The sequence below is a fragment of the Baaleninema sp. genome (assembly GCF_049974805.1).
Classification (GTDB): Bacteria; Cyanobacteriota; Cyanobacteriia; order Cyanobacteriales; family Geitlerinemataceae; genus Baaleninema.
In genome coordinates this window covers 34,852-46,747 of the sequence record NZ_JBNGCO010000006.1, presented here as the reverse complement: position 1 = coordinate 46,747, position 11,896 = coordinate 34,852, and the positions used below count along the sequence as shown (strand labels likewise).

At 44.5% G+C, this 11,896-nt stretch carries 7 protein-coding genes; 6 read left to right on the top strand and 1 reads right to left on the bottom strand.

The annotated features are described in order from the left end of the window. The first annotated feature begins 98 nt into the window (after positions 1 to 98). The 6 genes from ACP5D4_RS02480 to ACP5D4_RS02455 all read left to right on the top strand — a co-directional run bounded on the left by ACP5D4_RS02480 (position 99) and on the right by ACP5D4_RS02455 (position 8,885). The gene (locus ACP5D4_RS02480) at positions 99 to 1,361 is read left to right on the top strand and encodes a SufS family cysteine desulfurase (protein ID WP_428010036.1); all 1,263 of its coding nucleotides are present in this window, start codon (positions 99 to 101) and stop codon (positions 1,359 to 1,361) included. Between the two features lie 297 nt (positions 1,362 to 1,658). Further along, positions 1,659 to 1,961, top strand: a complete 303-nt coding sequence (gene grxC, locus ACP5D4_RS02475) for a glutaredoxin 3 (RefSeq protein ID WP_428010035.1) — start codon at positions 1,659 to 1,661, stop codon at positions 1,959 to 1,961. A gap of 219 nt (positions 1,962 to 2,180) precedes the next feature. Next, complete coding sequence (locus ACP5D4_RS02470; protein WP_428010034.1) at positions 2,181 to 3,992, top strand: hypothetical protein; 1,812 nt, start codon at positions 2,181 to 2,183, stop codon at positions 3,990 to 3,992. A 45-nt stretch (positions 3,993 to 4,037) separates the two neighbouring features. Beyond that, a complete protein-coding gene (locus tag ACP5D4_RS02465; RefSeq protein WP_428010033.1) occupies positions 4,038 to 5,489 on the top strand; it encodes a DUF1822 family protein in 1,452 nt (483 codons plus the stop codon). 66 nt (positions 5,490 to 5,555) lie between these two features. Beyond that, entirely contained in the window at positions 5,556 to 8,045 is a 2,490-nt protein-coding gene (locus ACP5D4_RS02460) for a CHASE2 domain-containing protein (RefSeq protein ID WP_428010032.1), read from the top strand. A 39-nt stretch (positions 8,046 to 8,084) separates the two neighbouring features. After that, positions 8,085 to 8,885 carry a DUF928 domain-containing protein gene (locus ACP5D4_RS02455; protein ID WP_428010031.1) on the top strand — a complete coding sequence of 267 codons (801 nt, stop codon included), beginning with the start codon at positions 8,085 to 8,087 and terminating at the stop codon, positions 8,883 to 8,885. 2 nt (positions 8,886 to 8,887) lie between these two features. Here the strand turns inward: ACP5D4_RS02455 and ACP5D4_RS02450 are convergent, their stop codons facing one another. Then, a complete protein-coding gene (locus tag ACP5D4_RS02450) occupies positions 8,888 to 11,653 on the bottom strand; it encodes a CHAT domain-containing protein (protein WP_428010030.1) in 2,766 nt (921 codons plus the stop codon). Positions 11,654 to 11,896 lie beyond the last annotated feature (243 nt).

The window sequence follows — 11,896 nt, the reverse complement described above, 5'->3', positions numbered from 1 at the left end:
GTAATCTCGAAGTCTGGGTTCTCCAACGACTCGTTAATCGTTAATCTAGAACTATCTAGCAGTATACCGAGCGAACGTCTGAACGCTGAAGCCCCAACATGACTCTTGCTACCGAAAAAACCTTAGCCGATCGCGTGCGGCAGGAATTCCCGATTTTGCACCAGCAGGTTCACGGGAAACCCCTGGTGTACCTGGATAACGCGGCGACATCCCAGAAGCCGAACGCGGTTCTCGACGCCCTAGAACACTATTACAAATTCGATAACTCCAACGTTCATCGAGGCGTCCACGCCCTCAGCGCCCGCGCCACGGAGAACTACGAAGCCGCCCGCGATAAGGTGGCAGCTTTCGTCAACGCCACTTCTCGCAACGAAATCGTTTTTACCCGCAACGCCAGCGAAGCCATCAACTTGGTAGCCTATTCCTGGGGGGCGAACAGGCTGCAACCGGGAGACGAAATTATCCTCTCGGTGATGGAACACCACAGCAACCTGGTGCCTTGGCAGTTGGTGGCGCAGCGCACTGGGGCGGTGTTGAAATTCGTCGAAATGACGGAAACGCAAGAGTTTGATTTCGAGCAGTATCAAAGGCTGTTGTCGGAGAAAACGAAACTCGTCGCTGTGGTTCACGTCTCGAATACCCTCGGCTGCATCAATCCGGTTCGCGAGATTACCGAACTGGCGCACCAACGGGGGGCGAAGGTGTTAATCGACGCCTGCCAAAGCATTCCGCATATGCCCATCGACGTGCGGGAAATCGGTTGTGATTGGCTGGTGGCGTCGGGACATAAGATGTGTGCGCCGACGGGAATCGGGTTTTTGTATGGCAAGTTGGAGATTCTCGAAGCGATGCCTCCGTTTTTGGGCGGCGGCGAGATGATTGCTGATGTGGAGTTGGAAGCATCGACTTATGCTGAACTGCCTCACAAGTTTGAGGCGGGAACTCCGGCGATTGGGGAGGCGATCGCGCTGGGGGCGGCGGTGGATTATTTGATGACTCTCGGGATGGATAAAGTCGCGGAGTACGAACATGAGTTATGTCGGTATTTGTTCGATAAACTCTCGACGGTTCCGGGGATTACGGTGTACGGTCCGCAACCGAAAGCGGACGGCAGCGGACGGGCGGCGTTAGCGTCGTTTACGTCGGCGGACGTTCACGCCAACGATCTTTCGACGCTGTTGGACGAGGCGGGTATCGCCATCCGCACGGGGCATCATTGTACGCAGCCGTTGCATAAGATTTTAGGGCAGTCTTCGACGGCGCGGGCGAGTTTGTATTTTTATAATACTCGTGAGGAAATCGATGGGTTTGTGGCGGCGTTGAAGGAGACGATCGAGTTTTTCAAGAACATCATGGGTTAGAACTGCCAGCGATTCAGATGTTCGTTACGTTCAAAGGGTAGGCGATATTGCCTACCTTTTTTTGTTGGAAAAGGATGGCGTACTTCATCGGTTGGGGAAATTTCTCACCACAGAGACACATCCCACCTTAACCCCCCTTTCTAAGGGGGGTTGGGGGGATTGTAGGGTTGGGAAAAACTGCTGTTTGAGATGAGGATGGAGTATAAGCCCTGTCGCTGAGTTGTCTAGATTTGACGAGTTGTCTGTCCGGAATGATTTCGCTAGAGTTAAAACACAGAATTTCTGGGAGATACGCTGATGTTTGATTGGTTGAATTCTCTGTTGGGACGCCATCCGGAGCGCGTCAACGCGGATGTTGAAATTTATACTTGGCAGACTTGTCCGTTTTGTATTCGCGCGAAGTTGCTGCTGTGGTGGAAAGGGGTGAAGTTTACGGAGTATAAAATCGACGGTAATGAGGAGGCTCGCGCGAAAATGGCGGAACGTGCGAACGGACGCCGTTCGGTGCCGCAGATTTTTATTAACAACGAGCATATTGGCGGTTGTGACGATCTTTATGAGTTAGACAGTCAGGGGAAACTGGATCCGATGTTGGCGTGATATGACGGATGTGATACGCCATCTTGGGTGTTGAGGCGGCGGGAGACCCCCGGTATCTGCGAGATGCTGGGGGTTTTGTTTCGGGTGCATAATTTTGACAGCGATCCCGATAGATTAATAGATTGGATGGGGAGAAGCCCGTTCGTAAATAACCCAGTCTCGGCTAGAGGTGGAACTCCCCACAGGGTTTGTATTCAAATTCACCCAGGGTAAGGATTCATGAAACTGCGATCGCGAACGTTGTTAGAGAAGTTTTCGGCGTTTATTGTTACGGATAGTCGAGAGTCGGTGCGCTGGTCGATCGATCGGGAAGCGCAACGGCATTTTCAGCAACTTTTAAGGCAAAATTCTGAGGGAAATGAAAGGGAGTGGTTCTCGATATTTTGTCGAGATTTGCTGGAGAATCCCGAGAATCGCTTGACGAAGTTGCACTTACTTTCTTATTTTCAAGATGTTTGCAGTGGAGTGGCGTCTAAAATCAATGCTGCGCCGTGGTTTAGAGTTTTATATCCCGAACTGCAATACGGACAGATTTTTTCGATGGTCAATGAATTTTTGTGGGAAGAGTTATTTTTAATTTTGAAAGTTTATAATTCAAAAGAAAGTCGGCTTAATAATTGGCTGGCTTATAAGCTAGAGAATTTGGTTAAAGAGCGGTTACGCCAGGGTAAAGAAAAGGTTAAATATACGGTTGCTGGATTGTTAAAAACTACCAGTCAAAAGGCGTTAGAAGATGCCTTAGAATTTTCGGGAATTCTAAGGCTAGATTTATGGAAAGTGAGTGAGGTTCATTTCCGTAAAATCATTTTAAATGTTTCGGATAATTCTAGAAAAAATCAAGAATATTTTCAGGCATTACGCTGTTATAAACAAGTTTTAGCCGGACAGCCTGTTGCTGGATTCAATCGCATTCAAAAAATAAACAAAAAAACGATAAATTTAATTCATGAATGTTATAATAATCTAGGGACTATATCGAACGATCCCGAAGAAATGCGAAGTATATTGCAGTCTTGTCACGATATTTTAGAGCGAAGTTCGATACACTTCCATTATGTGCTGTTGTGGAAGATTTATAAAAATCGATGGTTGGAGTTTTCTGAAGCGAATCCCCCAACTGTAAAACGTTATCCTTGGCCGCCAGAGAATTGGGAACTTCAAGAAATTGCGGATATTTACAACCAGCAGCGTCCTTATCCGGCTATTTTTCCGCCAATGAATGGAAGTCAGGTTCGGGAATATTTGGAACTTTGCGATCGCGCGTTACGTCAAAGAGATATGTTACGAATAGAGTCAACGGACGATTCGTTGAAGTTTCCGGCGGGACTCGAACAGATTCAGGTTTCTGGGGAGAGTGGGGAAGAGATTTTGGGTTGGGATGAAGTCAGTTCCCCATCTCAACGAGTTTTGCGGGAGATCGATCGACTGTTGAAGGCTCAAAATCCGATCGATCGCTTGGCGATTCAATTCTCGATGGGGTTGGGACTCAATTTAGCGGATGTGGGGTCTATTTTGAACCTGGGACAGTCTCAAGTGACTCGAAAAAATCAAAAGGTGAAAAAGAGGATTCTGCAAAATATTGCGGTTCATCTGAGTGAGGAATTTGAGATTCCATTGAATACGCAAACTCTCGGACGGGAGTTATACGACCTGTTTGAGTCAACTTTGGAAAATTACTTGAAATCTGAAGTTTGGAATCATTTGGAAAGACGGTTTCAGGCGAACTTTTTTTCGGAGTTAACCTGGCTCAAACGTTGGGATACGGTATTGTGGGAATGTGGGGGTCGAGAACGAGAGGCGATCGCCGCGATTGCGAAAGAGTTTTCTGAGGAGGAAACCCGGGTGCGACAACGGTTAGATAAAATCGAACAACAGCTTTATTTAGACCTGGTTGAGGTTTATCAAGGCTACATTAAAAATGAGGGATTTTTGTGCGATTTAAAAACGCTGCCATCGACAAAAAAATCTTTTCAAAAGCTCGTAAAATACTGGATTTTAAATACTCGATTGTATTCGATGGATCTGATGTAAGTTAAAGTTCAATTATTAAAGGCTGGAAGAAAAAAGGAGGTTGCCATGAAATTTATTGGAGAATTACAACTCAGTTACCCAAATAACCTATGTATTGAAATTGATGAATTCGATTGTAAAATCGCTTGGAACGATTCTCAATTTTATTCCAATAATCTGGCTCGCTGGAATGCTTATATCAACCGATTAACGCTGAGACGGTTTGTAGAGGAATTCAGTGGAGAGGATTCGGACTTAGACGAAGCGCCTTCTGTGTGGCTCGGGGAAGAAAATACAGCATTGTTGTGGGAATTTGTCAATGGCAGTGTTGTGGAACTTAGCGATTGTCGTATTGCTTTAATTCCCAGTATGACCATCGATACAGAAGCGTTTTACGTTCCCCAAGAATGGGTGGATATTCCCGAACTTGCTGCGAATTATTATGTCGCCGTTCAAGTTTTACCGGATCATGAAATTCTTCGGATTTGGGGATTTACCACTCGCGAGATTTTGAAAGAAAATGGGGACTATAACGAGAGCGATCGAACGTATCGGATCGATCGCGATTTCGTGATTGAGAATATCATTTCTCTGTGGGTTGCTCTCGAACTTTGTCCCGAACCGTTACCGCAACTTTCACCTTTACCCCAGCTCTCTGCGAGGGAAATCGATCGATTACTGGAAATACTTTGTGAAAATCGTGAGGCTTCGCCTCGGCTAGATGTTTCGTTCGAACAATGGGGTCGTTTCTTTTCTGATTTTGATCGGGTTAACCGCTTATATCACAAACGAATTGAAAGGCAGAGAAAATCAACTCAAAAAAAGTTCGCAATTCGGTTATCTCAGTGGTTGTCCGAGCGTATGGCTGAAGGGTGGCAAACTTTAGAATCCCTAAGCCAAAATCAGCATATTGGCTTAGTTGGCGTGCGAAGTTCTCCAAGATTTCAACCGTTGAAACTCCATCCTGAAACGGTGGTCGATTTAAGCCAACATATTCAAAATACGTTGGATAAACCGGGGGAAGAAGACAGCTGTCAAAATGCGATTCGCGTTTTGGGGGAAATGGGATCGAAAAGTGTTGAGGCGATCGAATTATTGAGTCAGATTGTTCGAACGGCGAAAGATGAGAATACCCGATGGGAAGCTGCATTTAGTTTAGAACGAATTGCTCCCAACCATCCGGCTGCGAGTGTCCGACGCGCGAAAACCATCGAGTTAACAATACAATTTTCTCGTCGAACGGTGGCGTTAATTATATGTTTGATGTCTCGAGAAAATAATCGCGTGGGGGTTTGGCTTCAAGTCCGATCGATCGACCTCAACGATCGACTTCCTGCGGGGTTATGCTTGACGATTTCTTCTGAATCGGGACAGACGAAAACGGCACAGTGTCATGGTGCGGAGGGAGAGACAAGCGAACTGCTTCAACTGCGATTTCAAGGTGAGGTTGGAACGCGGTTTCAAGTGGCGGTGTCCTTGGGAGAAAATCGAGTCACGGAATATAGTTTTTTGATTTAATAAACTGACTTGATTTTGCATGATTTACATGAGAAAATAAAAATATAGACGAGCTTCATTCAAATTGTGAATGTCAGCGATCGAATTGTTTTAAATATTTATCAGGGTGACTTTGAATCGGGATTTGATGTGTCGATCGAAACTCCCTATCGAGCATGTTCTGGTAAGTTACCGCCTCGTCCTGAGATTCCTTCGCTGTATCGAGAATTACAAGTTAACTTAACTCAACTCGTTCGTATTTCTAGAGATACAGGATTTTGGCGTTCTGCTCTTGAATTCGATGAAACCTTACCCGTGAGCCGCAAAACCTCTCAAAATCGAGAGGCCTACTGGCAACTTTGTCAAGGCTTAAAACGACAACTCGAAACCGAGGTCAAAACTTGGCTCGATCCGTGGAAATTCAATTGGATAAAAATCCGCGAATCGTTAATCGAATCTTTGAACGATTGTCAAGATTTTGTCATTAAAACTGATAATCTCCTTTTATATAAGTTACCGTGGCACGTTTGGGATATTTTGCAAGAGCGGCGAGGGATTGAAGTCACGTTTGCACCCTTAGATTACCAGCGTACCATTAAGGTCGATCGACCCCGAGACCGAGATAAGCCGAGAATTCTGGCGATGATGGGGGACGACACGGGAATTGACTATACCCGCGATCGCGCAGAATTGTTGCAATTACAAACATTGGGATTAGCGGATTTACGTTTTCTGGAAAAACATCAAGTCCGAGAGTTTTTTCCCTCCCTACGGGAGTCTCAGGGATGGGATATTTTGGTGTTTATCGGTCATAGTACGACGGAAAATATCGACGGTCGAATTTTCATTGACGAACATCAAAGTATTTCGATCGAGCAATTTAAAAACTCCGTTAGAGAAGCTGCTTCCAACGGATTGCAACTGGCACTGTTTAACTCCTGTCAGGGGTTAGGAATTGCGCGAAACTTAGTAGATTTACAAGTTCCTGCGATAGTGGTCATGCGGGAACCTGTGAGCGATCGTATCGCGCAACATTTTTTAAGAGCGTTCTTAAGAGTGTATCGAGAAGGCGCATCTTTACCCGTAGCGGTTCGTCGAGCCAGGGAACAACTCGAAGACGAAGAATTCGACTGGCCGAGTGCCACTTGGCTCCCCACGATTTTCAGAAATCCGAGTTTGGATTTACCGCTGTGGCGAGATTTTCAAAATACCTCCGGTGACTCGGCGGTTTCAACGGAAGTGAGTGCAGTTTCCGCATTTGAAGAAAGCGAACTGACCCCTGACTTGCGAAGTCCGCCGAGTCGGAGAGGTTCGAGGATACAATCTCGAAAACAACGTTTGATTAACTATGTTGTTATTCCTTTATTTGTCAGTCTTTTTGTGATTGGCATTCGCAGTTTAGGTTGGCTGGAAACCTGGGAACTGAAAGCTTACGATTTAGCGATGCAGTGGCGAATTGAACCTATGCAGATGCAAAAGGACGATCGTATCCTTGTTGTAGAAATCAATGACGAAGATATTCAATATCAGCAAGAACATAATATGCAGGGTAATGGTTCTTTGTCAGAAGAAGCACTCGAACGACTTTTAAAATATTTGAAGCAGCATAACGCCACAACAATCGGTTTAAACATTTACCGAGATTTTTCCACTTCTCCTGAGTATTCCGAACTTGCTGAAGCCATAAAAAATACTCAAAATTTATTTTTTATTTGTAATGCCAATATCAGTGAAAATATAGCAATCGATCCACCCCCTGAAATTCCAATATCGAGTCACCGGATTGGCACTATTAATATTTTAAGAGATAAAGATAAGATCGTTCGCCGCCAATTTGTTGAAATTATCAACCCGAAAAATTCAAATTGCTTAGCTGAATATAGCTTGTCTACGAATCTGGCATTACATTACTTGTATAAAAAAGGGGTTCATTGGAAACTTTTACCGCGCCAGCATCTCAAAGTCAGTTCAGTTGAACCTTTACAATTTAACTCAACAACAATATCTCCACTTAACATCCCTATCGCTGCCTATCAAGACATCAAAAATGCAGGTGCTTATCAAATTATGCTTAACTATCGAAGATACTATCGTTCTGAATCTCTGAGTGAAGTGTTTGAATCTTTACATCTTAAAAGTTTTTTAGAAAATAAGGTTAGACCTGAGTTAGTCAAAAATAAAATCGTTATAATTGGTGGAATACAAAAAACTTTTATTACGCCTTATAGTAATTTTGAAAAATCCAATGAAATTTCCAGCGTTTATTTACAAGCACAGATGGTGAGTCAAATTTTAAGTGCAGTTCTCGATGATCGACCTTTAATTAAAGTTTGGCCGCTCTGGTTAGAATTATCCTGGATTAGTCTCTGGTCATGGGTGGGTGTTGTACTCCAAATTTATGCAACCTTTTTAAAAAAGTCTCAACTCCGAATTATTGGACTTGCGGTGTTCGGATTAGGAATCGTTTACGCAGCCTTTTTTCAATTGAGTGTCTGGATTCCGCTAGTCCCTTCAGTATTGACCTTAGTATTGACACCCCTCTTGATTCGGCTAAAATCAAAGTGGATTCGCCAATAATCTAAACTCGGTAAATTTTTAGATCGAATCCCAAAAACCATGAATCTTAAAAGTTTAGCATTGACGATATTTATTTTGTCTATCTCTTCCAGTGCTTTGGCTATCTATTCACAGTCCAACACACTAGAATTTTCTGAAAATTTGCAAGATTTTAGCTTGATTCACTACGAACCTCCAGCGAATAATCCCACGGGTGAAAACCCTGATGGTGATATTGTCGATGGAGGCGAACGAGGGGGAGAAAACGAAGATATTTGTCCAACGTCGATCGCTTTAATTCCAATCGTTAGAAGTGATGGAGTTTGGGAATTGACAACGCTTTCCCATCCGCGTTTCTTTTTTGTCATTTCCAACTTACCCGAAGGTATTCAAACTGCTGAGTTTGTGTTAAGGGATGCAGATACTGAAGATCTCAATCCAGATGTTTATCGGGTGGAAGTCGCTTTACCCGATCGACCTGGAATCATCCAAGTTGAACTTCCCGAAACAGAAGACTATGCTTTGAAAATAAATCGGACATATCGGTGGTATTTAAAAATGTCCTGTTTACCGGGGGAAGAATCTCGACCATCGAGTACTTCTGTCAATGGTGTAATTTTCCGCGTTAATCCAGGGGATTATCCAGACAATCAAATTTGGTACGATCTTTTGAATAAAAGAGCAGAACAACTGATGTCTGATTTGAACAATCCAGGCTTCCGAGAAAGTTGGAATCAGTTGCTTATCGATGGCAATCTCAATGCGATCGACATCAACGAGAGCGATAGCGAGGTCGATCTCATCGATGCCACTGAATTTGAGTTGTTGCCTTGCTGTGTTCCAATCTCCGAATCTCCTTGACTCTAAAACCAATTTCCAATTATAACAAAAGGTGCCCAGTAGTAAGGATCGTCATAGTCATTTAGGGTGAGTTTTTGTGCCTCTTGAAAGACTTTAGCCTTACTCTTTTCGGGATGCTCCTTCAGTTCTGTATAAAAGTAACTGACAAATTTACGGGTCGATCGATCGGATACTTTCCATAGCGTGGCGAGGGTTGCTTTTGCTCCCGATCGCACTGCGATTCCTGCAAGTCCTAACGCCGCTCGATTATCCCCTTTTGCAGTTTGACAGGCACTCAATGCTAAAAGTTCAATGGTTTGCGGGGAACTGCGTAGTAAATTACTAAACTCGTTCGTATTGAGGAGGTTATTATAAAGTGCAATATAGGTGTTTTCAGGGTTAGAACTAAACTGTCCGTGAGTGGCTAAATGTAGAATTGAGAAGTTAGAGTTTTTCACGGCTTCACTGAGATTTAGATCGGTGAAGCGATTGTCTAATAGTTCTTCGACGACGGAAAGTCGATCGCGAATACCTGAGAGTTCTGTGCCAACATTCGGGAGGGGATCGAATCCCGTTCCTTCAATCTCGTCAGGTGGCGTTTTCATTCCTCCCGTCAGAGCTTTATATTCAGTCTGATTCAAAGACTCAGGAGGCAACAATTGTAAACCTGGATTCAACACGATCGCATAGGTTTCAATTAAATAATCTTTACCATCGTACAAGGCTGACATTGGAATATTTCGCAGTTCGCCATCTAACACAAAAACAAGTGTTTCAATCTGACTAGATTCTAAGTTGTCTCGAACGGGTTGAATGAGCTTTTGGTATATGTCATACGATTGAAGCCGAGTCCCTTCCGAAGCTTTATCGGAAACCGATTCGTAAAATTCCTCAATTTCAGTTTTAAAGGATCGAATATCTTCAAGTTCTGTAAAATAATGCTGCAATTCTCGATTGGGAAGTTTGAGAATAATCTCCAAGCGATCGCTCAAGAGAATCGCGTAAAAAACCGCCGTCCGCTCCGTCGATTCGTCCACAATTTTATCTAAATTGGTCGCTTGAATTTCCGAACAGGCATCCTGAAAATAATCGTCTAACTCGGCCAACTGTAACGCTTCGATCGCCTCTCGCGCCTTCTGGAGTTTTTCAACCGTGGGTTCCGACTGCCGATCGAGCAACAAATCGACAAATTGACGATACAGCGGTTCGACACTATCGCGGAAATTGAACTGACTTTCAGTGGCGATCGCAATTAAATCGCGGCGAATCGATTTGAGCGCATCAAACGCCTGAGAATAGGCAGAAATCGATCGCTCCGTTCGTTGCTGAGCCTTATAAATACGTCCCAATTGCCAAAACAAACGATAGTTAATTTCCGGAGCCGCATCGTTCGCCGTATCTCGCCTCGCTAACGCAATCGCTTGACGAGTTAATTGTTCGGCGTTTTCCCACTGCGATCGATCTTCCTCCAACTGTCCCCGATATCCCAACACATAGGCTTTGGCGCGATCGCTTTCGATCGTTTCCGCCTGACGTTCTGTTCGATCGAGAATTTCCTCAATTTCCGCCTCCCTCATAAACCCATAAGGATTCGCTTCATCGCCGCGTTGTTGAGAGGTGCGAAAATACTGACGAACCAGATGCAATTGCGTGTAAATACTATCTTGACTCGCTGGAAGCTGGCGAAATTGCGTTTGTAATTCAGTCCAATGTGTCGAAATTTCTGTCGTCATATCGGGGTCGAACTCTTCAAAATTTACCCACAACACCAATGCGTTAACGACTGCGCGGACGCGGTGAATTTGCTTCGGAGAATTCATCGCCTCTTGATAATGAGATTTGGCATTTTGAACCAAATTCTCAATTTTGCTTTTCTCTATCTTGCGGACGCGATAACGACGCGCTAAAGCGCGTTCGGTATCGGCTAAACTGAGTGCAATGGCGGCGCGTTCTTCAGGAAGATAATCGATTGTTTTAACCAACTCAAACAGCCAATCGAGTAGTTCTTTCGAGCCATCCACTTCAATATCTGTCGTGATATCGTTGCGTTTTTCTCGCTCCAACGTTCCCACGGCACGAAAAACGTCCGCCAAACTCCGCAAGCCTCGCATTTGAATTCTCAAATATTCAGAAATTGGTTCCGTTTCCAACTGACGATCGAACCGTTTTTTTAAAGCCTCTAGTTCCCCAGGTTGTAACGCACATTCCCACTTCCGAGATAAATCGATATCGATGGCCGGTTCGCTTTCCAAATCGCGAATGTCTAACGCCGTCAGTAACGTTTGACAGGCGCGGGGATGTAAGCCTAAGTTTTGCATCGCCGTGGCGCGATTAATTTGGCTGGCGAGGGCATTTCCCGGTTGGTTGTGTTCTGTATAAATTTGACTGGATCTTTGCCAACTTTCTAAAGCCAACTCCGAGCGTCCGATCGCCAGTTGTAACTGTGCTTGAATGTCGAGCGATCGCGCTAAAATTACACTGTTATTTTCACTATTATTATGGTATAATTTAAGCAGTTCTAGACTTCGAGAGATCGAGATTTTAGCCGCTTCCCACTGCGCCTGTTGTTGTTCGACGAGAGAGAGATTTGCCAATGCGATCGCCTGATTGAGAGTGTCGCCTTGGGATTCAAACATCGCGATCGACTGTTCGAGTAACGCCGCCGCGTCTTCGAGTTGTCCGTTTCCATAGAGTTGACTCGCGCGATCGACTAAATCTATCCCATTGTTTTGGCTGTACAGCAACGCAGAACCGTTGGGAATTCGCGCGATCGCCGCAGAAGTTACCATAACTCCCACCCACGACATTGCAAATAAAAACGCCAAACAGAATGGTAAAAAACGTCTGTGAAATTGGCGAAATTTTCGGATAAACTTGGAAAATCTTTGCGGTTGAGTCACGAGAGTTATCCTATCGATCGGTTTGCGGGTAATCGCGGTAAATCTCAGAAAAGGCTTAAGGGAAAGTGCAATTTTGAGGAGTCGATCGTGGGGGTTGACTTCTCAAAAGCTGAGTCGTCGTAGCCTCAGTGA